This window comes from Pseudomonas sp. S2_B07 (assembly GCF_054668435.1).
Map to the genome: position 1 here is coordinate 1,991,608 of NZ_CP162769.1, position 22,785 is coordinate 2,014,392.

Annotated in this window: 17 protein-coding genes and 1 pseudogene; 7 read left to right on the forward strand and 11 right to left on the reverse strand. The window is 60.2% G+C overall.

The window, feature by feature from the left end:
• Positions 1 to 160: 160 nt before the first annotated feature.
• Together AB4N43_RS09275 and AB4N43_RS09280 are read right to left on the reverse strand one after the other, a co-directional pair.
• Positions 161 to 760 (reverse strand): FMN-dependent NADH-azoreductase, encoded by a 600-nt coding sequence (locus tag AB4N43_RS09275; RefSeq protein WP_027925829.1) that lies wholly within the window; start codon positions 758 to 760, stop codon positions 161 to 163.
• 167 nt (positions 761 to 927) lie between these two features.
• Positions 928 to 1,242 carry a hypothetical protein gene (locus AB4N43_RS09280; RefSeq protein WP_027925830.1) on the reverse strand — a complete coding sequence of 105 codons (315 nt, stop codon included), beginning with the start codon at positions 1,240 to 1,242 and terminating at the stop codon, positions 928 to 930.
• 49 nt (positions 1,243 to 1,291) lie between these two features.
• Here AB4N43_RS09280 and AB4N43_RS09285 point away from each other — a divergent pair, with 49 nt between their 5' ends.
• The 5 genes and pseudogenes from AB4N43_RS09285 to aqpZ all read left to right on the forward strand — a co-directional run bounded on the left by AB4N43_RS09285 (position 1,292) and on the right by aqpZ (position 6,500).
• On the forward strand, positions 1,292 to 2,215 hold the full coding sequence (locus AB4N43_RS09285) for a LysR family transcriptional regulator (protein WP_027925831.1): 924 nt from the start codon (positions 1,292 to 1,294) through the stop codon (positions 2,213 to 2,215).
• Positions 2,216 to 2,229: 14 nt separating this feature from the next.
• Positions 2,230 to 3,035, forward strand: a pseudogene (locus tag AB4N43_RS09290) (alpha/beta fold hydrolase).
• A 3-nt stretch (positions 3,036 to 3,038) separates the two neighbouring features.
• Positions 3,039 to 3,596: a peptidylprolyl isomerase gene (locus tag AB4N43_RS09295; RefSeq protein WP_059181415.1), complete on the forward strand. Its 558-nt coding sequence runs from the start codon at positions 3,039 to 3,041 to the stop codon at positions 3,594 to 3,596.
• Positions 3,597 to 3,681: 85 nt separating this feature from the next.
• The gene (locus AB4N43_RS09300) at positions 3,682 to 5,514 is read left to right on the forward strand and encodes an ABC transporter ATP-binding protein (RefSeq protein ID WP_027925834.1); all 1,833 of its coding nucleotides are present in this window, start codon (positions 3,682 to 3,684) and stop codon (positions 5,512 to 5,514) included.
• 287 nt (positions 5,515 to 5,801) lie between these two features.
• A complete protein-coding gene (aqpZ, locus tag AB4N43_RS09305) occupies positions 5,802 to 6,500 on the forward strand; it encodes an aquaporin Z (RefSeq protein WP_027925835.1) in 699 nt (232 codons plus the stop codon).
• A 15-nt stretch (positions 6,501 to 6,515) separates the two neighbouring features.
• On the opposite strand, the gene AB4N43_RS09310 is transcribed toward aqpZ, so the two are convergent.
• Positions 6,516 to 7,640, reverse strand: a complete 1,125-nt coding sequence (locus AB4N43_RS09310; RefSeq protein WP_410921383.1) for a GNAT family N-acetyltransferase — start codon at positions 7,638 to 7,640, stop codon at positions 6,516 to 6,518.
• A gap of 282 nt (positions 7,641 to 7,922) precedes the next feature.
• Between AB4N43_RS09310 and AB4N43_RS09315 the strand changes: the two genes are divergently transcribed.
• On the forward strand, positions 7,923 to 9,254 hold the full coding sequence (locus AB4N43_RS09315; protein ID WP_027925837.1) for a putative porin: 1,332 nt from the start codon (positions 7,923 to 7,925) through the stop codon (positions 9,252 to 9,254).
• A gap of 134 nt (positions 9,255 to 9,388) precedes the next feature.
• Here AB4N43_RS09315 and AB4N43_RS09320 read toward each other — a convergent pair whose 3' ends face one another.
• The 5 genes from AB4N43_RS09320 to aceK form a co-directional block, all read right to left on the reverse strand.
• Positions 9,389 to 9,625: an anti-sigma factor family protein gene (locus AB4N43_RS09320; RefSeq protein WP_460153833.1), complete on the reverse strand. Its 237-nt coding sequence runs from the start codon at positions 9,623 to 9,625 to the stop codon at positions 9,389 to 9,391.
• On the reverse strand, positions 9,619 to 10,233 hold the full coding sequence (locus AB4N43_RS09325; RefSeq protein ID WP_194939850.1) for an RNA polymerase sigma factor: 615 nt from the start codon (positions 10,231 to 10,233) through the stop codon (positions 9,619 to 9,621). The genes AB4N43_RS09320 and AB4N43_RS09325 overlap by 7 nt, the downstream gene beginning before the upstream one ends.
• Positions 10,234 to 10,375: 142 nt before the next feature.
• Positions 10,376 to 11,497, reverse strand: a complete 1,122-nt coding sequence (locus AB4N43_RS09330; RefSeq protein ID WP_027925840.1) for a beta-ketoacyl-ACP synthase III — start codon at positions 11,495 to 11,497, stop codon at positions 10,376 to 10,378.
• A 331-nt stretch (positions 11,498 to 11,828) separates the two neighbouring features.
• Positions 11,829 to 15,740 carry an ATP-dependent RNA helicase HrpA gene (gene hrpA / locus AB4N43_RS09335; protein ID WP_194939851.1) on the reverse strand — a complete coding sequence of 1,304 codons (3,912 nt, stop codon included), beginning with the start codon at positions 15,738 to 15,740 and terminating at the stop codon, positions 11,829 to 11,831.
• 233 nt (positions 15,741 to 15,973) lie between these two features.
• Positions 15,974 to 17,692: a bifunctional isocitrate dehydrogenase kinase/phosphatase gene (aceK, locus tag AB4N43_RS09340; protein ID WP_027925842.1), complete on the reverse strand. Its 1,719-nt coding sequence runs from the start codon at positions 17,690 to 17,692 to the stop codon at positions 15,974 to 15,976.
• 239 nt (positions 17,693 to 17,931) lie between these two features.
• Between aceK and AB4N43_RS09345 the strand changes: the two genes are divergently transcribed.
• A complete protein-coding gene (locus tag AB4N43_RS09345) occupies positions 17,932 to 18,840 on the forward strand; it encodes a DMT family transporter (RefSeq protein ID WP_027925843.1) in 909 nt (302 codons plus the stop codon).
• A gap of 114 nt (positions 18,841 to 18,954) precedes the next feature.
• Here the strand turns inward: AB4N43_RS09345 and AB4N43_RS09350 are convergent, their stop codons facing one another.
• Genes AB4N43_RS09350 through AB4N43_RS09360 form a run of 3 tightly spaced genes read right to left on the reverse strand, consistent with a single transcriptional unit; the run spans position 18,955 to position 22,779 of the window.
• Positions 18,955 to 20,535 carry an aldehyde dehydrogenase (NADP(+)) gene (locus tag AB4N43_RS09350; RefSeq protein ID WP_460153836.1) on the reverse strand — a complete coding sequence of 527 codons (1,581 nt, stop codon included), beginning with the start codon at positions 20,533 to 20,535 and terminating at the stop codon, positions 18,955 to 18,957.
• A 20-nt stretch (positions 20,536 to 20,555) separates the two neighbouring features.
• Entirely contained in the window at positions 20,556 to 21,551 is a 996-nt protein-coding gene (gene araD1, locus AB4N43_RS09355; RefSeq protein ID WP_460153838.1) for an AraD1 family protein, read from the reverse strand.
• A gap of 52 nt (positions 21,552 to 21,603) precedes the next feature.
• Complete coding sequence (locus tag AB4N43_RS09360) at positions 21,604 to 22,779, reverse strand: L-rhamnonate dehydratase (RefSeq protein ID WP_027925846.1); 1,176 nt, start codon at positions 22,777 to 22,779, stop codon at positions 21,604 to 21,606.
• Positions 22,780 to 22,785 lie beyond the last annotated feature (6 nt).

Sequence of the window (22,785 nt, forward strand, 5' to 3'; positions counted from 1 at the left end):
TTAAATCGCGGGCAAAAAAAAGCCCGATCTCGCTAAAGCGTTCAATCGGGCGACGGCACTCAGGAGCAACAAGTGCAAAGGGAGGTTCGTTGCGCGTAAAGCCTTGAAGGGGTTGCGCCAGGTCACTAGACCATCCGGTGATTATCTGGCGATTAAAAGATCAGGCGACCTGGGCAAGCTTGGCGTTCGCCTGGTTCAGGCCCTTCTCCTGGAAGTCGCCGCCCAGGTTCATGCCTTCGGCGTGAATAAAGGTCACATCGTGGATGCCGATGAACGCCATGACCTGACGCAGGTACGGTTCCTGGTGATCCGCCGTGCTACCGGCGTAGATCCCGCCGCGAGCGGTCAGCACGTAGGCACGCTTGCCGCTGAGCAGGCCTTGCGGGCCGGTGTCGGTGTACTTGAAGGTCACGCCGGCACGCAGCACATGGTCAAGCCAGGCTTTGAGCGTGCTGGGGATGGCAAAGTTGTACATCGGTGCGGCCATGACCAGCACGTCGGCGGCCAGCAGCTCATCGGTCAACTGGTTGGAGCGTTCCAGCGAAGCCTGTTCGATGTCGCTGCGTTGCTCGGCCGGTTTCATCCATCCGCCCAGCAGGTTGATGTCCAGGTGCGGCACCGGATTGACGGCCAGGTCACGTACGGTGATCTGATCGGCCGGATGCGCGGCTTTCCATTGGCTGATGAAGGTCTGGGTCAGTTGACGGGAAACCGAGTCTTGCTGACGGGCGCTGCTTTCGATGATCAGAACGCGTGACATGGGATGTAGGCTCCATCTGAGAATGCTGTAAGGCGATGGAGTGAAGGTTAAACAGAGTCATATCGATGAAAAAGCGCAAATAACTGCTATAACCCATCAATAAATTCGTTTATAAGCTGAGCATACCTTGTAGAAGCGAGCAGGCTCACACCTACAAGGAATTGAATTCATTTCGGGGTGCAGGTCAGCTCGATACGCAGCTTGATAATGCTGCGGGTGAACTTCGCGGTGGCATTTTTATGCTTGCCCGCCGGTACATCGATCTTGCGGGTGCGTGGCGCTTCCGGGCCATTAATGAACACCGCTTTGCAGCTGACATCGACGTCGCCGTAGTTAGCCACCCGGATAGAGCCGATGTCGTTATCCGTGTCGAAGGTCTCGTAGTCGACTTTCAAGCCGTTGAGGTCTTTCTGCACATCAATCGGATAAGCAAACGCCGTCAGCGGCAGCATCGCCAGCAGCACACAACAGAATTTATTCATTCAGCAGTCTCCATAAAGGGCTGCCAGCTTAGGACAAGAGGAGCTATTCATGAAAGCGCCCCGCGTGACCCTTGATCAATGGCGAACATTGCAGGCCGTGGTCGACCACGGCGGTTTCGCCCAGGCCGCCGAAGCGCTGCACCGTTCGCAATCGTCGGTGAGCTACACCGTGGCGCGCATGCAGGACCAGCTAGGCGTGCCGCTGTTGCGCATCGACGGTCGCAAAGCCGTGCTCACCGAAGCCGGTGGCGTATTGCTGCGGCGCTCACGGCAACTGGTGAAACAGGCCAGCCAACTGGAAGACCTGGCTCATCACATGGAACAAGGCTGGGAAGCCGAAGTGCGGCTGGTGGTCGACGCGGCGTACCCGAGCGCCCGCCTCGTGCGCGCCCTGACCGCGTTCATGCCGCAGAGCCGCGGCTGCCGGGTCCGCCTGCGTGAAGAGGTACTGTCGGGGGTTGAGGAAGTCCTGCTCGAAGGCGTGGCCGACCTGGCGATTACCGGTTTTAGCATTCCAGGCTATTTGGGCGCGGAATTGAGCGATGTCGAATTCGTCGCGGTCGCCCATCCCGACCATGCGCTGCACCGCCTCAACCGCGAGCTGAACTTCCAGGACCTGGAAAGCCAGATGCAAGTGGTGATCCGTGACTCCGGTCGGCAGCAGCCGCGCGACGTCGGCTGGCTCGGCGCCGAACAGCGCTGGACCGTCGGCAGCCTGGCCACCGCCGCGACGTTTGTCAGCAGCGGCCTGGGGTTCGCCTGGCTGCCACGGCACATGATTGAACGGGAACTCAAGGAAGGCACGCTCAAGCTGCTACCGTTGGATCAGGGCGGCAGTCGCAACCCGAGCTTTTACCTGTATTCGAACAAGGACAAACCCTTGGGACCGGCGACGCAGATTCTCATCGAACTGCTACGCACCTTCGACACCGCACCGCTGGACGCGCCTTTCGCCGCCCCTGAACAAGCCTGACAAGGAGTGAATGCATGGCCTATTTCGAACATGAAGGTTGCAACCTGCACTATGAGGAATATGGCCATGGCACGCCATTGCTCCTGGTCCATGGACTGGGGTCCAGCACGCTGGACTGGGAAATGCAGATCCCGGCGCTGTCCACACGCTACCGGGTGATCGTCCCGGATGTGCGCGGCCATGGTCGCTCCGACAAACCCCGCGAGCGTTACAGCATTGCCGGTTTCAGCGCCGACCTGGTCGCGCTGATCGAACATCTGAACCTCGGCCCGGTGCATTACGTGGGGCTGTCGATGGGCGGCATGATCGGCTTTCAACTGGCGGTGGACCAGTCGCATCTGCTCAAAAGCCTGACCATCGTCAACAGCGCGCCAGAGGTCAAGTTGCGCAGTCGCGACGATTACTGGCAGTGGTTCAAACGCTGGAGCCTGATGCGCGTCCTCAGCCTGGGCACCATCGGCAAGGCCCTCGGCGGCAAATTGTTCCCGAATCCGGACCAAGCTGATTTGCGTCAAAAGATGGCCGAGCGCTGGGCAAAAAACGACAAACATGCTTATCTCGCCAGCTTCGATGCCATCGTTGGCTGGGGGGTTCAGGAACGACTTTCGAAGGTTGCCTGTCCAACCCTGATCGTCAGCGCCGACCGTGATTACACGCCGGTAGCGCTGAAGGAAACCTATGTAAAACTGCTGCCCGATGCGCGGCTGGTGGTGATCGCCGATTCGCGCCACGCCACCCCGCTGGACCAACCCGAACGCTTCAACCAAACACTGCTCGAGTTTCTCACCGCAGTCGATACCACCCCAATCAGGATCACTGACCCATGCTGAAAAAAATCGCCCTCGTCGCCGGTTCCGTTCTGTTTGCCGCCAACCTGATGGCTGCCACGCCAGCCAAGGCACCGCACGTCTTGCTGGACACCACCAACGGCCAGATCGAAATCGAACTGGACCCGGTCAAGGCGCCCATCAGTACCAAGAACTTCCTCGATTACGTGAACAGCGGCTTTTACAACAACACGATTTTCCACCGCGTGATTCCGGGCTTCATGATCCAGGGCGGCGGTTTCACTCAACAAATGCAGCAGAAAGAAACCAAGGCACCGATCAAGAACGAATCGAAAAACGGCCTGCATAACGTCCGTGGCACCCTGTCCATGGCGCGTACCTCTGACCCGGAATCGGCCACCAGCCAGTTCTTCGTCAACGTCAAGGACAACGATTTCCTCGACAGCGGTGATGGTTATGCCGTGTTCGGTAAAGTCGTGAAAGGCATGGACGTGGTAGACGTCATCGTCAATTCCCAGACCACCACCAAAAGCGGCATGAAAGACGTGCCCGCCGATCCTGTATTCATCAAGTCGGCCAAGGTCATCGACTAAGCTTCACAGGAAGTCTTGAGCGGTTGCCGGCCTCCGGCACCGCTCACACTGTTCAAAGGAGAGCCCGTGCGCGGGCGGAGAACTGATGCTTTATCGCCGTTTTGAAAAATTGATCGACGTCTTTCGTGATGCACCGACGGCGGCTCCGCCGGATCGGGTTCTACCTTTCTATACCTATTACCTGAAGCAGGTCTGGCCGAGTTTCGCCGCCCTGCTGATCGTCGGCCTGTTTGGTGCGCTGATCGAAGTGGCGCTGTTCAGCTACCTGAGCCGCATCATCGACCTCGCCCAAGGCACGCCCAACGTCGATTTCTTCAAGGAACACGGCATCGAACTGGCCTGGATGGCGGTGGTGGCGCTAATCCTGCGCCCGGTGTTCGTGGGCCTGCACGACTTGCTGGTGCACCAGACCCTGAGCCCCAGCATGACCAGCATGATCCGCTGGCAGAACCACAGTTACGTGCTCAAACAGAGCCTCAATTTTTTCCAGAACGACTTCGCCGGGCGCATCGCCCAGCGCATCATGCAGACCGGCAACTCGTTGCGCGATTCGGCGGTGCAGGCGGTGGACGCGCTCTGGCACGTGCTGATCTACGCGATCAGTTCGCTGGTGCTGTTTGCCGAGGCCGACTGGCGCCTGATGATCCCGTTGCTGAGCTGGATCGCCGCGTACATGGGTGCGCTCTATTACTTCGTGCCACGGGTTAAAGAGCGTTCGGTGGTGTCATCCGATGCTCGCTCCAAACTCATGGGGCGGATCGTCGACGGCTACACCAACATCACCACGCTGAAGCTGTTCGCCCACACCAATTTCGAACAGCAGTACGCCAAGGAAGCCATCGAAGAACAGACCGTGAAGGCGCAACTGGCCGGCCGCGTGGTCACCAGCATGGACGTGGTCATCACCAGCATGAACGGCCTGCTGATCGTCACCACCACTGGCCTGGCGCTGTGGTTGTGGACGCAGTCGCTGATCACGGTGGGGGCGATTGCGCTGGCCACGGGCCTGGTGATCCGCATCGTCAACATGTCCGGCTGGATCATGTGGGTGGTCACCGGCATCTTCGAGAACATCGGCATGGTCCAGGACGGTTTGCAGACCATCTCGCAACCGGTCAGCGTGACCGATCGCGATGAAGCCAAACCGCTGGCTGTCGCTCGCGGCGAAGTGCGATTCGAGCACGTGGATTTCCACTACGGCAAGAAGAGCGGGATCATTGGCGACCTCAACCTGAACATCAAGGCCGGTGAAAAGATCGGTCTGATCGGCCCGTCCGGCGCCGGCAAATCAACCTTGGTCAACTTGCTGCTGCGCCTGTATGACGTGGAGGGCGGGCGAATCCTCATCGACGGCCAGAACATTGCCGACGTTGGCCAGGAAAGCCTGCGCGAGCGCATCGGCATGATCACCCAGGACACGTCGCTGCTGCACCGCTCGATTCGCGACAATTTGCTGTACGGCAAACCCGACGCCACCGACGCCGAACTCTGGGAAGCGGTGCACAAGGCCCGTGCCGACGAGTTCATTCCGTTACTGTCCGACGCCGAAGGCCGCACCGGTTTTGATGCGCATGTCGGTGAGCGCGGGGTGAAGCTCTCGGGTGGCCAGCGTCAGCGGATCGCGATTGCGCGGGTGCTGCTCAAGGACGCGCCGATCCTGATCATGGACGAGGCCACATCGGCCCTCGATTCGGAAGTGGAAGCGGCGATCCAGGAGAGCCTGGAAACCCTGATGCAGGGCAAAACCGTGATTGCCATTGCCCACCGGCTTTCAACCATCGCCCGGATGGACCGGTTGGTGGTGCTGGAAAACGGCAGGATCGCCGAAACCGGCACCCACGCCGAACTGCTGGCCCATGGCGGGTTGTATGCACGGCTGTGGCAGCACCAGACCGGCGGTTTCGTAGGAATCGATTAACCCAAAACCACCCCTATTCCTTTGCAGGAGTGAGCCTGCTCGCGATGAGGGCTTCACATTCAACATCTTTGTTGACTGATCTACCGCTATCGCGAGCAGGTTCACTCCTACAGGGACCTTTACACTCCAAAAACCGCCACAGCCTCTCAACCACGGGCTCTGGCGGTTTTTTACAGGCACTGGAATTCTCAAAAAACCCTGCTGTACTCAGCCAAGGTTCTGGAGATGGTTCTGCAGTCCATCTACTGGATGCGATAGGCAGTAAAACCTCGAAAGGGCACGCTCTCATGTCTCTATTCAAACGTTCTGCGACAGAGTTAGTAGGCACGTTCTGGCTGGTGTTGGGGGGTTGTGGAAGTGCGGTGCTGGCCGCTGCCTTCCCGAATGTGGGAATCGGATTGCTGGGGGTGTCCCTGGCGTTTGGTTTGACGGTGCTGACCATGGCGTTCGCCATTGGCCATATCTCCGGTTGTCATCTCAATCCGGCAGTGTCGCTGGGACTGGTGGTCGGCGGACGGTTCCCGGCCAAGGAACTGCCGGCCTACATCATTGCGCAAGTAATCGGCGGGGTGATTGCCGCCGCATTGCTGTACTTCATTGCCAGCGGCAAACCCGGTTTCGACCTGGCCGGGGGCCTGGCGTCCAATGGTTATGGCGAACACTCTCCGGGCGGCTATTCCATGGCGGCGGGGTTTGTCTGTGAACTGGTGATGACGGCGATGTTCATCCTGATCATCCTCGGGGCCACCGACAAGCGCGCCCCGGCCGGGCTTGCGCCCATCGCCATCGGTCTGGGACTGACCCTGATCCACCTGATCTCGATCCCGGTCACCAACACCTCGGTCAACCCGGCGCGCAGCACCGGCCCGGCCCTGATTGTCGGCGGCTGGGCGATTCAACAACTGTGGATGTTCTGGGTCGCACCGCTGCTGGGTGCGGTGATTGGCGGTGTAACCTATCGCTGGCTGGGTAAAGAAGACACTTAAGGCCCCGGACGAGGATCAGTCTTGCCGATAAGGCAAGGCGGTCCTCGCCTCTTCGGCATAGGCCAGCACCCCGACACGCTCTTGCTGCAGAAAGTCTTTGACCGCCGCCTTCAGCCCCGGGTGACGCAGGTAATGCCAGGAATGCGTGATCACCGGTTCAAAGCCGCGAATCAACTTGTGCTCGCCCTGGGCACCGGCGTCGAAACGCTGGAAGCCGTTGGCAATCGCATAGTCCATGCCCTGATAGAAACAGGTCTCGAAGTGCAGGCGATCAAACTCCGCCAGGCAGCCCCAGTAACGACCATAAAAACTGTCGCCGCCCACCAGGCTGAAGGCCATGGCCACCGGCCGTGAGCCCTGTTTGGCCAGCACCACGCGAATTGATTCCGGCATTCGTTCGGCCAACAGGCTGAAAAATTCGCGCGTCAAATAAGGCCTTTGCCGACGCACCGCGTAGGTGTTGGCGTAGCAGGCATAGACGAAATCCCACTGCGCCTGATCCAGTTGCCGACCTTCAAGCCATTCGAAATCAATACCCTGCCCCGCCACTTGCTCACGCTCTTTGCGCATCTGCTTGCGCTTGCGTGAACTGAGGGCGTCGAGGAAATCCTGGAAATCCCGATAGCCGCGATTCTGCCAGTGATACTGACAGCCAATTCGCTGCAGCCAGCCTGGCTGTTCGCTCAACGCAGCGTCGGTAAACGGGTCGGTGAAGTTGATGTGCGCGCTGGACAGTCCTTCGATCTCAAGGTAGCCCGGCAGGCTGTTGAGTAGCTCGAAACCGTCCTCGACACTGGCCGCCAGCAAGCGTGGGCCGCTGACCGGACTGAAGGGCACGGCGGTCAATAATTTGGGGTAATAGTCGATGCCGGCCCGCTCGCAGGCATCGGCCCAGGCGTGATCGAACACGTACTCGCCATAGGAGTGCCATTTGCGGTAACTGGGCAGCGCGGCGATCAGTCGATCACCCTCGATGTGCAGTAAATGCTCGGGCTGCCAGCCGGAATGCGGACCGACACTGCCGCTGTCCTCCAGGGCACTGAGGAAAGCATGGCGCAGAAAAGGCTGACACTCGGGAACGAGCGCATCCCAAGTGTGCGGTGCGATTTCGGACAGATTTTCCAAACGTTGCAGCGGCATCAACTTCCTCTCCACTTCTTGCGTGAAAGCTTCGCGAGTATCGCCTATCGCCGTCCATTCCACACCCGCGTTTCGCCGACAGACCTGCGATGAAAAAGTTCAAACAGCCTTTGGATCGTCATCAAGACGCCATCACTTTGCCACTGCTTTGTCATAAACCATCGCGATACTGGCGCCTGTTTTTAGAGCGCCTGGTTATTACCCGGCCACTGTTTTCCGTCCATCAATGGTCGGTTGTGCCCTGGATGGCTCAGCCATCCACTCTCATCTTCGGAGATTGATATGCGTCTTGCTTCCACGAAAACTGCGGCGGTCCTGTGTGGCGGGCTGCTGCTGGCCATGAGCATTCCGGCCAGCGCCGCAGTCGACGCCAAACTGCTCGACATGCTCAAGGCTAACGGCTCGATTACCAACGCCCAGTACAGCGAACTGCAAGCCGAACTGGCCCGGGATCAGAAAGATCAGCAAATCGCCCGTCAGGCTCAGCAAGAGACCAACGAGCAGATCGCAGCAACTGCGAAGAAAACCGACACACTGAGCGCCTTCGACCAGAAACTGGCCTGGGCCGCCAAGACCCAATTCAAGGGTGACGTTCGTTTCCGTGAAGAAACCGTCCACAACGATGGCGTTCCAAACAACAAAGACCAGGATCGCCAGCGCATTCGTGCCCGCCTGGGTGCCTACAGCGAAATCAACCCGCAAGTCGACACCGGCATCCGTATCGCCACCGGCAGCAACGACGACGCGCGCTCCACCAACCAGGACTTGAACAACTACTTCGACAAGAAGCAGATCTGGCTGGACCAGGGTTACGTCGACTACCACCCGGACGCGATCAAGAACCTGCACCTCGTTGGCGGTAAGATGCCGCAACAATGGGTGAGCATGGGCGACATCATCTGGGATAGCGACATCAGCCCGGAAGGCCTGTCGGCGTCCTACAAGTACCCGCTGAGCGGCAGCACCGAACTGTTCGGCAGCGCCGGTCACTACACCCTCAAGGACAACGTCGACGGCGAAGGCGTGCAGTTCAAGCATGACCTGCGCCTGTACGCTGGCCAGTTGGGTGCGCGCTTTGCCATCACCGACAGCATGAAAATGACGTTGGGCGGCAGCATCTACTCGTACGACAACGACTCCAACAGCGCCTGCCCGACCACTGGCACCGCCACCGCGCCATGCGCCTTGGCCGTCAACGGCAACAGCCCGGGCGAAACGTTCAAGCTGTATGAAGGTTTTGGTCAGCTCGACTTCACCAACCTGCCAGTACCGCTCTCGCTGTACGGCCAGTACGTCAACAACAAAGACGCGAGCAACGACCAGGACACTGGCTGGTTGGCCGGCGTCAAGACCAAGCTCTACGGTTTCGCAGTGGACTACAACTACCGCGACGTGCAACAGAACTCTGTGGTTGGCGCGTTCACCGACTCCGACTTCGCCAACGGCTACACCGGTTCGCGCGGCAGCAAGTTGAAAGTGAGCTACGAACTGGACAAGAACTTCAACCTCGGCGCCACGTACTTCATGGCTAACTCCGACTACACCAACGCCAGCATCAAGAAGACCGACTCCGACATCAACACCCTGCAACTGGATGCCGAAGCAAAGTTCTGATTTACCCCGTTACACGACTCGGGCAAGGAAGCCCGGGTTGCTTTTACAGTCTGGCGTGGATGGGTTGATCCCCATCATCCGTTCGATTCATCCACGCGAGCCTGTTTCTTGCCCCCCGCCAACAATCCCCTCGGCTACGGAATGTCCTTGCGACGTTCGGCAGCCAGACTTTCGGCCAACGTATCGGCGTCCGGCACGACCTCTTCCGGCATGGCGCGCAATGTCGCCTGCATCACCCGCATCTGACGAATGAACCGCCGGCAATTAGGGCAGAACATCAGGTGATGACGCACCATCAGCCGCTCACGAAAACTCAACTGCCCGTCAAGATAGTCGCTGGAACGTGCCACTTGTTCCTTACAGGTCAGCATTCGCCGGTTTCCTCAAAATGTTCTACGGTCGCAAAGACCTTCAACCGTGCCCGATGCAGCAGCACACGAACATTGGAGAGCGAGATTTCCAGAAGATTACAGATTTCTTCCAGCTCCAGCCCCTGACGCTCGCGAAGTAATAACACACTGCTTTGCAGTTCCGACAGGCTGAGCAGCGTGTGTTCCAGGCATTCGCGCAGCTCGTTTTCGGTCAGCAGCGCTTCCGGGGTGTCCTGGTGCCAGGCAAACGGCGCCACCAGCCAATGACCATCACCGGACGAGAAACGATCATCATCGATGGTGCCATGGGGTGACGGCAGGTCATCGAGGAGCACTTCACGACGGTTTTGTTTGTATCGACCCTTTGCCGCATTCGCGGTAATGGTCAGCAACCAGGTCTTGAGGCTCGAACGCGCCTCGAACTTGCTCAGGTTACGCACCACCGACAGCCACGCATCCTGGACGATTTCGTCGGCATGCCGGCTGCCCACAATCGCATAGGCCACCGCGCGCATGGCGCTCTGGTAAGTGCTGACTAATTCCTTGAAAGCCTTTTGCTCGCCGGCCAGTAATCGCGCAAGCAGTTGCGAATCGTCAGCCGCCATCAATCAATCCCCTTGTTCTGACGTCGAAAATGACGACGGCAAGACTTCGCCCGTTGCGCAGTCCTGCCGTCATTTCCGAAAACTACAGTGTCCTGACTATTTCGACTGTAGGAAACTTCCTACTATCCAACGGAAAAAGTTCGGATCAACGCTTGCGCAGAATCACGCTGCCAATCGAATAACCGGCGCCAAATGAACTGAGCACGGCCAGCGAACCGGCAGCCAGATCATCCTGGTTCTTGTGAAACGCAATCACCGAACCGGCAGAGCTGGTGTTGGCGTAGGTGTCGAGAATCACCGGGGCTTCTTCTTCGGTGGCCTCGCGACCCAGCAGTTTCTTGACGATCAAGTGGTTCATGCTGAGGTTGGCCTGGTGCAGCCAGAAGCGCTTCACGTCACCGATGTTGAGCTTGTTCTCATCCAGGTGCGTGGCGATCAGCTCGGCGACCATCGGGCAGACGTCGCGGAACACCTTGCGGCCTTCCTGCACGAACAGTTTGTCCTTGGCACCGATGCCCTCTTCCGCGGCGCGGTTGAGGAAGCCGAAGTTGTTGCGGATGTTGTTGGAGAACTTGGTCAGCAGCTTGGTGCTGACGATGTCGAACTGGTACTGGGACGTCGCCAGGTCCGCACGTTCGATGATCACGGCCGTGGCCGCGTCACCGAAGATGAAGTGGCTGTCGCGGTCGCGGAAGTTCAGGTGACCGGTGCAGACTTCCGGGTTGACCATCAGGATGGCCCGGGCCTGGCCCAGTTGCACGCTGTTAGTGGCGGCCTGAATACCGAAAGTTGCCGAAGAGCAGGCAACGTTCATGTCGAAACCGAAGCCCTGGATGCCCAGCGCTTCCTGGACTTCGATGGCGATGGCCGGGTAGGCGCGTTGCAGGTTGGAGCAGGCGACGATCACGCCGTCGATGTCAGCGGCGGTCTTGCCGGCGCGCTGCAAGGCTTGTTCGGCCGCGCCGATGGCCATTTGGCAGAGCACCGACCATTCGTCGTTCGAACGCTCCGGCAGGCGTGGTGCCATGCGTTGCGGGTCGAGAATACCGTCCTTGTCCATGACAAAGCGGCTTTTGATGCCGGAGGCTTTTTCGATAAACGCAGCGCTGGACTCGGTCAACGCTTCGACCTCGCCACGGGCAATGGCCTCGGCGTTGTCGGCATTGAATTGCGCCACGTAGGCGTTGAAAGACTGCACCAGCTCTTCGTTGGAGATGCTGTTGGCCGGGGTGTACAGGCCGGTGCCGCTGATGACGACGTTATGCATGGTCGTTTCTCTAATCTGTTCAGGCAGAAAGCATTGGCACCGACGTACCAACACACAAAGGGTCTGTTCCCGTCACGGGAAGCCAACCAGGCATCGCTTTATTCCGTTCCGCCCGAACCTTGAAGGGCTCAAAACCGCGGGGCCGGCGTTTATAGGCGCGAAGTTTGCCATAAACGTTAGATTTTGGCGCCTTTTGCGCGAGTAACGGCGTACCTAAAATGTGGGAGCGAGCTTGCTCGCGATGAGGCCAGTACATTCAATATCAATGTTGTCTGACAGTCCGTCATCGCGAGCAAGCTCGCTCCCACAGGTTTTGTGGCGAGCCCCGGTTTCAGGGTTCGACCTGAGTCCACTGTTTATTCAGGCGTTTATCGGAGATCGGCACCTTGGTCCCCAATTGTTGGGCGAACAGCGAAACCCGGTATTCCTCCAGCCACCAGCGGTACAGCTCCAGCTGCGGATCGCGCTTGCCTTCCTGGGCATGTTTGCCGGCGCGGGTCTGGTATTGGGTCCAGAGGCCGGACAATTCGCCGCTCCACACCCGATCCCGTTGCACCTGAGCGCCGATTTTCTCGAAACGCTGCTCGACCGCTTTCAGGTAACGCGGCAGTTCCTTGAGCCACACCATCGGTGTTTCACGCACGAAACCGGGATACACCAGATGACTGAGCTGCTGCTTGATGTCGTTCAGGGCCACGGCTTGCGCCAGGTCGATCTTGCCCTTGAAGCGTTTTTGCAGGCCATGCCACAGCTTGAGGATGTCCAGGGTCAGCTTCGCCAGACGCTCGGCGTGTTCGGTCCAGCCGCCACGTTTGCGCTCGGCCAACGCCGCCAGCCCGGCACCATCGCGCGGCAACGGGTCTTCACCGTCGAGAATGCAGCTGTCGAGACTGGCCAGCAGAATGTCTTCCACCAGACTGTCGACACGCCCCATGTCGCGGTACATCAGGCCCAGCTCGGTCAGCCCCGGCAGTTTGCCGCGCAGGAATTTCGCCGGCTCCGCCAGTTGCTGCATCAGCAAACGCTGCAATGCTCGGCGATGCTGGAACTCGGCTTCGGCCGGTGTCGAGAAACGCCCTTCCTTGACCGTACCGCCCTCTTCCACCAGCGCCGGATAGACCGTCATCGACAGCCCGGCGATCTTCTGCTGGGTTTTCTCGGCAACCGCGGCAAAGACCTTGGCTTCTACCGGCTGCTGGCTTTTCGCGGTTTGCGGTACCGCCAAGGCGGCCTGACTGGCTTCGGCAAAACGCGCGGTCAGTTCCGCCAGATCACGCCCTTCGCCCAGGAACTTGCCCTGGCCGTCGACGATTTCCAGGTTCATCCGCAAATGGCTGTCGACCTGCTGCGACGCTTCGGCCCACGCCTCATCGCTGACCCGCGCACCGGTCATGCGCAGCAATTCGCGGCCCAGCGCCAGCGGCAATGAACCCTCGGCGAAGGTCATGCGCTGCAACGCGGCTTTGACAAAGTCCGGCACCGGCACGAAGTTCTTGCGCAAGGCCTTGGGCAGGTTGCGCACGAGCGCGATGCATTTGGCTTCGATCACACCCGGCACCAGCCACTCCAGACGCTCCGGTGGCAGCATCGGCAGCAATGGCGCCGGTACGCGCAGGGTCACGCCATCACGGGGATGGTTAGGCTCGAAGTGGTAACTCAGCGCCAGTTCCAGATCGCCGATGTGCAAGGTGTCCGGGTAATGCAGGGCGGTGACTTCGCTGGCCTCGCGGGCCAGCACGTCTTCTTCGCGCATGATCAACAGCTGTGGGTCTTTCTGACTGTTGACCCGATACCAGCTGTCGAACGTCGCGGTCTGGTGAATCTCCGCGGGCAATCGCGCATCGTAAAAGGCGAACAGGGTTTCCTCGTCCGCGAGAATGTCGCGGCGACGGGCCTTGGCTTCCAGTTCGTCGAGTTGTTCCAGCAGTTGCGCATTGGCTGTCAGGCACTTGGCCTTGGACTGAATTTCGCCGCGCACCAGGCCTTCGCGAATGAAAAACTCACGGGACACCACCGGATCAATCGGCCCGTAATGCACCGGCCGCCGGCCGACCACGATCAGCCCGAACAACGTGATCTGCTCGAAGGCCACGACCTGACCGCGCTTCTTCTCCCAATGCGGTTCGAAGTGGTTTTTCTTGATCAGGTGCCCGGCCAGTGGCTCGATCCAGTCGGCGTCGATCTTGGCGACCATGCGCGCATAGAGCTTGGTGGTTTCCACCAGCTCGGCAGTCATCAGCCATTGCGGACGTTTTTTACCCAAACCGGATGACGGGTGAATCCAGAAACGTCGCTGACGGGCCCCGAGGTAATCGCCTTCATCGGTTTTCTGGCCGATCTGACTGAGCAGGCCCGAGAGCACGGCTTTGTGCAGTTTCGGGTAATCCGCCGGTTCTTTGTTGAGGCTCAACTGCATGTCGCGGCAGATCAGGCTCAACTGGCGGTGCGAGTCGCGCCATTCGCGCAGACGCAGGTAATTGAGGAAATTCTTGCGGCACCAATTGCGCAACGGACTGGCCGTCAGCGCCTGACGCTGCTCTTCAAAGCCGCGCCACAGATTGACCAGCCCGGCGAAGTCCGAGTCCACGTCTTTCCATTGTGCGTGGGCCTGATCCGCCGCTTGCTGACGCTCCGGCGGTCGCTCGCGCGGGTCTTGAATCGACATGGCGCTGGCGACGATCAGCACTTCCTGCAAGCTGCCGAGTTTCGCCGCTTCCAGCAGCATGCGGCCCATGCGCGGGTCCACCGGCAAACGCGCCAGATTGCGCCCCAGCGGGGTCAGTTGGCTGTTGCGGTCCACCGCCGAGAGTTCTTGCAGCAGGTTGAAACCGTCGCTGATCGCCTTGCCGTCCGGCGGTTCGATAAACGGGAAGTCGGTGATCTCGCCAAGGCGCAGGTGCAACATCTGCAGGATCACGGCGGCGAGGTTGGTGCGCAGGATCTCCGGGTCGGTAAATTCCGGGCGGCCCATGAAATCGTCTTCGCCGTAGAGGCGGATGCAGATGCCGGGCTCGACCCGACCACAGCGACCTTTACGCTGGTTGGCGCTGGCCTGGGAAATCGCCTCGATGGGCAGGCGCTGGACCTTGGCGCGGTAGCTGTAGCGGCTGATGCGCGCAGTGCCGCTGTCGATCACGTAACGAATGCCCGGCACGGTCAGCGAGGTTTCCGCGACGTTGGTTGCCAGTACCACGCGACGGCCTGGGTGCGACTGGAAAATCCGCTGCTGCTCGGCTGGCGACAGACGCGCATACAACGGCAGGATTTCGGTGTGTTTGAGCTGGGCCTTGCGCAACATGTCGGCCGCGTCACGAATCTCGCGCTCGCCGGGCAGGAACACCAGCACATCGCCGGGGCTCTTGCGCTCGCTGCGTTCGAACGCGGCGATTTCATCGAGGGTGGCGAGGATCGCCTGATCGACGGTCAAGTCATCCTCGACGCGGTTGCCCTCTTCGTCTTGCTCCAGGGTCAGCGGGCGATACCAGGTGTCCACCGGGAAGGTGCGGCCGGAGACTTCGACAATCGGCGCATCGTCGAAATGCTTGGAGAAGCGTTCCAGGTCGATGGTGGCCGAGGTGATGATGACTTTCAGGTCCGGACGACGCGGCAGCAGGGTTTTCAGGTAACCGAGCAGGAAGTCGATGTTGAGGCTACGTTCGTGGGCTTCGTCGACGATGATCGTGTCGTAGCGTTCGAGGTAGCGGTCGTTCTGGGTTTCCGCGAGCAGGATGCCGTCGGTCATCAGTTTGATCAGGGTGTTGGAATCGCTCTGGTCCTCGAACCGCACCTGATAGCCGACCAGCGCGCCCAATGGCGTCGCCAGTTCTTCAGCCACCCGACTCGCCACGCTGCGCGCTGCAATTCGACGCGGCTGGGTGTGGCCGATCAGGCCATGCTGGCCGCGCCCGATTTCCAGGCAGATTTTCGGCAACTGGGTGGTTTTACCCGAACCGGTTTCGCCAGCGATGATCAGCACCTGATGCTTGAGCAGCGCGGCTTTGATTTCGTCGCGCTTGGCGGCGATCGGCAGGCTGTCGTCGTAACGAATCACCGGCAGGCTCGCGCGCCGCGCCAACACCTGATCACAGGACGCCTGCATGCGCGTCACCCACAGGGCCAGCTTGGCCTCGTCAGGTTTCTTGCGCAGCTCAAGCAACTGCCGCCGCAGCCGGTGGCGGTCGGCAAGCATGGCGTGATCGAGGTTTTTCAGCAGTTTGTCGATGGAGGGCGATTCGTCGGTCATCGGGTACGCAATTCAGTCGTCTAGTGGCGCAGGGGCCGGATTGTCGCAGATTTGGGGGCTCGGCGACGAATTCAACCTGCCTTTGTGGTGAGGGAGCTTGCTCCCGCTCGGCTGCGCGGCAGTCGTAATCCGGTCATCGAGATTTGTCTGAAGCTGCGCGGTGGATGGTTTTTGGGTCGCTTCGCGACCCAGCGGGAGCAAGCTCCCTCGCAACAGGGGGTTCACTCAGGGGTTTATTCGTTATCCAGGCCTTTGCGGCGATACGGGAATACGTCGATGATTTTGCCGGCACGTATGGCTTCCTGCAGGCTTTTCCAGTAATCGGCGTTGTACAACTCGCCATGCAACTGATCAAACAAGCGCCGCTGCCCCGAGTCAGCAAACAAAAACGGCGGAAACTCCTCGGGAAACACATCCAGCGGCCCGATCGAATACCAAGGCTCCGACGCCATCTCGTCTTCCGGCGTACGCGGCTGCGGGATGTGCCGGAAGTTGGCTTCGGTCAAAAAGCAAATCTCGTCGTAGTCATAAAACACCACGCGACCGTGGCGGGTGACGCCGAAGTTTTTCAACAGCATGTCGCCGGGAAAGATATTCGCCGCCGCCAGTTGCTTGATCGCCAGGCCGTAATCCTCCAGCGCCTCATGCACCTGCGCCTCGTTGGCGTTTTCCAGATACAGGTTCAATGGCGTCATCCGCCGTTCGGTCCAGCAGTGGCGGATCAGCACGGTGTCACCTTCCACCGACACCGTGGACGCGGCGACTTCGAGTAATTCTTCCAGGCACGCCGGATCGAACTTGCTCAATGGGAAACGGAAATCGGCGAACTCCTGGGTATCGGCCATGCGTCCGACGCGGTCGACACTTTTGACCAGCCGGTATTTCTCGATCACCGTGGCTCGGTCAACGTTCTTCGACGGAGAGAAACGGTCCTTGATGATTTTGAACACGGTGTTGAAACCCGGCAGGGTAAACACGCTCATGACCATGCCGCGCACGCCGGGGGCCATGATGAACTGGTCGTCGGTGTTGGCCAGATGGTTGATCAGCGCCCGATAGAATTCGGACTTGCCGTGTTTGTAGAAACCGATCGAGGTGTACAGCTCGGCGATGTGCTTGCCCGGCAGGATGCGCTTGAGGAAACCGATGAACTCCGCCGGCACCGGCACGTCGACCATGAAATACGAGCGGGTGAACGAGAAAATGATCGACACGTCCGCTTCATCGGTAATCAGCGCATCGATCTGAATCCCGCGACCTTCGCGGTGCAGCAGCGGAATCACCAGCGGCCACTGTTCGTCCCGGGTGTAGATACGCCCGACCAGGTACGCCCCCTTATTGCGGTAGAGCACCGAGGAAAACAGTTCGACGCTCAACTCCGGGTCCTTGCACACCCAGTCCGGCAGGTTCTCGCGCAGTTGCGCTTCGAGGCGGTGCAAGTCGCCGGCCAGATCGGCGTAATCCTCACTGAAACGGTAGTCGGCAAAAATGCTCGCGAGCATGCCGGACAACTGGCCCTGAGGTTTGTACGTGCGGGTTTGTGCGGCGCGGGCCCGGCGCAGGCTCGGGCGGGTGGTGTGAATGAACATGCAGCCGTCGCTGATCAGGTCATGGCTGAACAGACCGCAGAAAATCGAGTTGTACCAGGTCTCGGACAATTCATCGTCGAACCGCAGGTCGATCAGCGTGATGTACGCGCTCTTGACCAGCGGCCAGCAACTGACGTCCAGCGTGTCGCTGTCGAACGCGACGCGCAGCCGCTCCACGGTTTCACTGACTTTTTCTTCATAGAGATTGATCCGCGCGGCCGACGCGATTTGCGTCTCCTGCCACTGGGCCTGTTCGAAACGGGCTCGCGCGCCGTCGGTGATCTGGCGGAAATGCTCACGGTAATCGTCAAAGCCATCGAGGATCATTCGGGCGATATCGGCGGCTGGCCATTGCTGCGGCATGGTGAGACCTCTGCGGGAATTCGTGAGCCCTGAGCTTAGCCAGTGAACCGGGTGCAGGAGAAGCGTAATTTTCCACTCGGGTTATGGCCTTGACGCGAACCGTAGCAGCTGGCGAAGCCAGCGGCTACAAAGTGCGGTTCGGCTCAACTTATAGGCATCAAGGTTATTTGCCCGTTTTTCGGTTGCCATCAATCAGGCACTCGGCAACACTCTCGTCCCCAGCAAGGAAGGAGAGCACCGTGAACCCCGTCGATATCGTCCGTTTACTGTCATTGGCGGCCATTTGGGGTGCGAGTTTTCTGTTCATGCGCATCATCGCCCCCGTGATTGGCACAATCCCCACGGCGTTTTTCCGCGTGTCGATTGCCGCGACCGGCCTGCTGATTATTCTCGGGCTGATGCGCATCAGCTGGGATTTCAAAGGCAAACTCAAGACCGTGATGCTGCTCGGGGTGATCAACTCCGGGATTCCGGCGACTTTGTATTCCGTGGCCGCTCAGGTGCTGCCGGCCGGGTATTCGGCCATTTTCAACGCCACCACGCCGCTGATGGGCGTGTTGATCGGCGGGTTGTTTTTCCATGAACGACTCACCGCCGCCAAGCTTGGCGGGGTATTCCTCGGACTGTTTGGTGTAGGCGTGCTGACCCGCGCGGGCCCGGTCGCGTTCGACCTGCAATTGCTGATGGGCGCCCTCGCCTGCCTGATGGCCACGACGTGTTATGGCTTCGCCGGTTTCCTGGCCCGCCGTTGGCTCGATCACGCGGGCGGTCTGGACAGTCGCCTTTCGGCGGTAGGCAGCATGATGGGGGCCACGTTATTTTTGCTGCCGCTGTTCGGTTACAGCGTGATTACCCAGCCACCGGCGAGCTGGGGCGGCTGGAATGTCTGGCTGTCGTTGTTGGGGTTGGGGCTGGTGTGTACCGCGCTGGCGTACATCATTTACTTCCGCTTGCTCAGCTCGGTCGGGCCGGTGCGGTCGATGACCACGACCTTCCTGATCCCGCCGTTCGGGGTGTTGTGGGGGGCGTTGTTGCTGGATGAGCCGTTGTCCATGGCGCATATCTATGGCGGGGTGTTGATTGCGGCGGCGTTGTGGCTGGTGTTGAAGCCGGCGGTGGTGAAAGTGGCTGAGGTGACGGCCAAGTAGTGCTGTGGTGCGGCTGATTAAGCCATCGCGAGCAAGCTCACTCCCACAATGGATTTGCGGTGCTCACAAAACCCTGTGGGAGCGAACTTGCTCGCGATGGCGATCGCCCAGGCACTACAAAGCCGACTGACTCACCTCCCCATCCACCAACCGCCGAATCCCCAGCGGATTAGCGTTCTGCAACGCCTCTGGCAACAACGCATCCGGGTAATTCTGAAAGCACACCGGCCGCAGGAACCGATCGATCGCCAGCGTCCCCACCGACGTCCCCCGGGAGTCGGACGTCGCCGGGTACGGCCCGCCATGCACCATCGCCTCGCACACCTCGACCCCGGTCGGATAGCCGTTGAGCAGAATCCGACCGACCTTTTCCTGAAGCATTTCCGCCAGCCAGCGGTACTGCAGCAACTCCTCGGTCTCGCCAATCAACGTCGCCGTCAATTGCCCGCGCAACCCCTGCAACGCTTCTGCCAACTGCGCACGGCTCTCGACTTCGACGACGATGGTGGTCGGCCCGAACACTTCTTCCTGAAGCCGCTCATCACCCTCGAGCAACAAACTGACTTCAGCCTTGAACACCTGCGGTTGCACCTGATTGCCCTGTTGCGGCCGGCCCGCCAGGTGCGTCAGCCCCGGATGTTCGTGCAACTCGCCAAGGCCCCGGCTGTAGCTGACCAGCGCACCGGTGTTGAGCATGGTTTGCGCCGGTTGCTGGTTCATGCTGGCGCAAAAGGTTTCCAGAAAGCTGCTGAACTGCGGCGAACGCAGGCCAATGACCAGACCGGGATTGGTGCAGAACTGACCGCCCCCCAAAGTCACCGAGCCGGCCAGTTGCGCAGCGATCTGCTCGCCGCGTACCGCCAGTGCTTCGGGCAACAGGAACACCGGGTTGATGCTCGACATCTCGGCAAATACCGGGATCGGTTGCGGGCGGGTCGCGGCCATGTGGCTCAGGGCATTGCCCCCCTTGAGCGAACCGGTGAAGCCCACCGCCTGAATCGCCGGATGCTTGACCAGCCACTCGCCGACGCCCCCGCCGTAGATCATGTTGAACACGCCGGCCGGCATTTCGGTGCGCTCGGCGGCACGGATGATCGCGTCCGCCACCCATTCGGCCGTCGCCATGTGACCGCTGTGCGCCTTGAACACCACCGGGCAACCGGCGGCCAAGGCCGACGCGGTATCGCCGCCGGCCGTGGAGAACGCCAGCGGAAAGTTACTCGCGCCAAACACCGCGACCGGCCCTAAACCGATGCGGTACTGACGCAGGTCCGGACGCGGCAATGGCTGGCGATCCGGCAGTGACCGATCAATCCGCGCACCATAAAAATCCCCGCGACGCAGGACCTTGGCAAACAAACGCATCTGCCCGCTGGTGCGCCCCCGCTCCCCCTGAATACGCCCGGCCGGCAGCGCGGTTTCGCGGCACACGGTGGCGACAAAATCATCGCCGAGTGCATCGATTTCATCGGCGATGGCGTCGAGGAAGCGGGCGCGCTTTTCCGCGCTCAGGTTGCGGAAGACCGGGTAAGCGGCGGCCGCAGCGTTGGCGGCGGCATCCACTTCGGCTTCGCTGGCCTGAAAAAACATGCCCGGCAGCGGTTCGCCAGTCGTCGCGTCGAGGCTTTGCAATTGCAGCGTGCCGTTGGCGCTGCGGCGACCGCCGATGTAGTTGTGTCCCAGTGGCAATGTCATGAGGGGGTTCCTTTAAAAGCTTAAAGCGCACGCACTTGGCCGATGGCTAACGGCTGGGCGCTTTCGCCGATGCCGTTCACCAGTGGCGCACCAAACTCATCGAGGCTGATCTGGAAGCGATCGCCCGGCTGGGTTTTCACCCCGTCGGCAAACGACAGCGTGGCAGTGCCGAAGTAGTGCACATGGACATCGCCGGGGCGCAAGAACTGCGCGTACTTGAAGTGATGGAATTCGAGGTTGGCGAGGCTGTGGCACATGTTGTCTTCGCCGCTGAGAAATTCCTTTTCCCAGATCGTTTCGCCGTTGCGCTTGATGCGGCTGGTGCCGGCCAGATGCCTGGGCAACTCACCGACACGCAGTTCGGGGCCGTAGGAGCAAAAACGCAGTTTCGAATGGGCCAGGTACAAGTAATTGCGCCGCTCCATCACATGGTCGGAGAACTCGTTGCCCAAGGCATAACCGAGGCGATACGGCAGGCCGTCGTCGCCGATCACATACAGGCCCGTCAGCTCCGGTTCTTCGCCAGCGTCCTCGGCAAACGGTGGCACTGGAAAATCCGCACCGGGGCGCACGACGATGCTGCCGTCGCCCTTGTAAAACCATTCCGGCTGCGCGCCAATCTGCCCGGCGGCGGGCTTGCCGCCTTCCAGGCCCCACTTGAAGATGCGCATGGTGTCGGTCATGCCGGCTTCGACGGCGCCGTCCTGCTGGTGCATTTTGTCCCGCGCCGAGGCGCTGCCCAAGTGCGTCAGGCCGGTACCGCTGATCAGGCAATGGGCCGGGTCTTCGTGATCCAGCGGCGGCAGGACTTTGCCTTGCTGTAACAGTTGCGCGTAATCGGGACCCGGTTCGGTGCCGCGCCGGGCGACCTCTTCTTGCAAGCTACGCTGGGCGCGGATGGCCGCGAGGGCCAGTTCACGGGTGCTGCCGGTGCCTTTGAGCACCTGGACCTGTGAACCCTCGACGAGGCCGACCTGGCGCTCGCCGGCAGTGTTTTCAAATTGAATCAGGCGCATGACGGCCTCCAGAAAGTCGGGGATGGCGCCGTACGTTAACGGCGCCTCAAGGTCACTCGATGATGTTGAAGTCGCTCAGGTACTCATCGGAGATTTCCAGGCCCAGGCCCGGTGTGTGGTCGTCGAGCTGGATGTAGCCGTTGACCGGTTGCGGCTCGCCCTTGAACACGTAGTAGAACAGTTCATTGCCAACCTCGACGTCGAACACCGGGAAGAACTCGGCCATTGGCGAGGCGGTGGTGGACATGGTCAGGTGGTAGTTGTGCATCTGACCGGCGTGAGGGATCACCGGCACCGACCAGGCTTCGGCCATGGCGTTAATCTTGCGCGCGGCGGTGATGCCGCCGACGCGGTTGGTGTCGTACTGGATCACGTCGACGGCGCGGCGTTCCAGCAAGTCCTTGAAGCCGTAGGAAGTGAACTCATGCTCACCACCGGAGATCGGCATGATCCCCATTTTTTTCAGCTCGATGTAGCCTTCGATGTCATCGGCGATCACCGGTTCTTCGAGCCAGCGCGGCTCGAACTCGGCGAGTTTTGGTAACATGCGCCGCGCGTATTCCAGGGTCCAGCCCATGTAGCATTCGAGCATGATGTCGATGTCTGGACCGGCCAGGTTACGCAGCGCGCGCACTTGTTCGATGTTCTTGCGCATGCCCGCCGGGCCGTCTTTCGGGCCGTAGCCGAAGCGCATTTTCAGCGCGGTGAAACCCTGGTTCAGATAACCCTGGGCCTCTTCGAGGAACAGGTCGAGGTTGTCGTTGGCGTAGAGTTTTGAGGCGTAGGTCCAGATCTTTTCCTTGGTCCGCCCGCCGAGCAGTTTGAACACCGGCTTGTTCACGGCTTTGCCCATGATGTCCCAGATGGCGATGTCGATGGCCGAGATCGCCGCCATGCCGATGCCTTTGCGGCCCCAGGCGTGGCTCTGGCGGTACATTTTCTGCCAGATGTATTCGTTGTCGAACGGGTCTTCACCCATCGCAATCGGTGCCAGGTAAGTGTCGATGATTTCCTTGGCCACGCGAGGCGCCAGGGCGCAGTTACCGATGCCGACGAGGCCGGTATCGGTCTCGACTTCCACCACCAGCCAGCCGTGAAAACGGAACGAGCCCATGGCGTCGCCACGCTCGAACAGGATGTCGCTGGCATTGGTGCAGAAGTGCGCTTGAGGGGGAACGACTTTGCCTTTCCACTCAAAAACGCGGGTACGGATGGCTTTGATTTTCATGAATAC

Coding starts and splice junctions, on each gene's coding strand:
- AB4N43_RS09300 (WP_027925834.1), top strand. CDS start 3,682: ATGCTTTATCGCCGTTTTGAAAAATTGATCGACGTCTTTCGTGATGCA.
- AB4N43_RS09320 (WP_460153833.1), bottom strand. CDS start 9,625: ATGCTGACCTGTAAGGAACAAGTGGCACGTTCCAGCGACTATCTTGAC.
- araD1 (WP_460153838.1), bottom strand. CDS start 21,551: ATGCGCCTGATTCAATTTGAAAACACTGCCGGCGAGCGCCAGGTCGGC.
- AB4N43_RS09315 (WP_027925837.1), top strand. CDS start 7,923: ATGCGTCTTGCTTCCACGAAAACTGCGGCGGTCCTGTGTGGCGGGCTG.
- AB4N43_RS09360 (WP_027925846.1), bottom strand. CDS start 22,779: ATGAAAATCAAAGCCATCCGTACCCGCGTTTTTGAGTGGAAAGGCAAA.
- aqpZ (WP_027925835.1), top strand. CDS start 5,802: ATGTCTCTATTCAAACGTTCTGCGACAGAGTTAGTAGGCACGTTCTGG.
- AB4N43_RS09295 (WP_059181415.1), top strand. CDS start 3,039: ATGCTGAAAAAAATCGCCCTCGTCGCCGGTTCCGTTCTGTTTGCCGCC.
- AB4N43_RS09350 (WP_460153836.1), bottom strand. CDS start 20,535: ATGACATTGCCACTGGGACACAACTACATCGGCGGTCGCCGCAGCGCC.
- AB4N43_RS09310 (WP_410921383.1), bottom strand. CDS start 7,640: ATGCCGCTGCAACGTTTGGAAAATCTGTCCGAAATCGCACCGCACACT.
- AB4N43_RS09330 (WP_027925840.1), bottom strand. CDS start 11,497: ATGCATAACGTCGTCATCAGCGGCACCGGCCTGTACACCCCGGCCAAC.
- aceK (WP_027925842.1), bottom strand. CDS start 17,692: ATGCCGCAGCAATGGCCAGCCGCCGATATCGCCCGAATGATCCTCGAT.
- AB4N43_RS09275 (WP_027925829.1), bottom strand. CDS start 760: ATGTCACGCGTTCTGATCATCGAAAGCAGCGCCCGTCAGCAAGACTCG.
- AB4N43_RS09285 (WP_027925831.1), top strand. CDS start 1,292: ATGAAAGCGCCCCGCGTGACCCTTGATCAATGGCGAACATTGCAGGCC.
- AB4N43_RS09280 (WP_027925830.1), bottom strand. CDS start 1,242: ATGAATAAATTCTGTTGTGTGCTGCTGGCGATGCTGCCGCTGACGGCG.
- hrpA (WP_194939851.1), bottom strand. CDS start 15,740: ATGACCGACGAATCGCCCTCCATCGACAAACTGCTGAAAAACCTCGAT.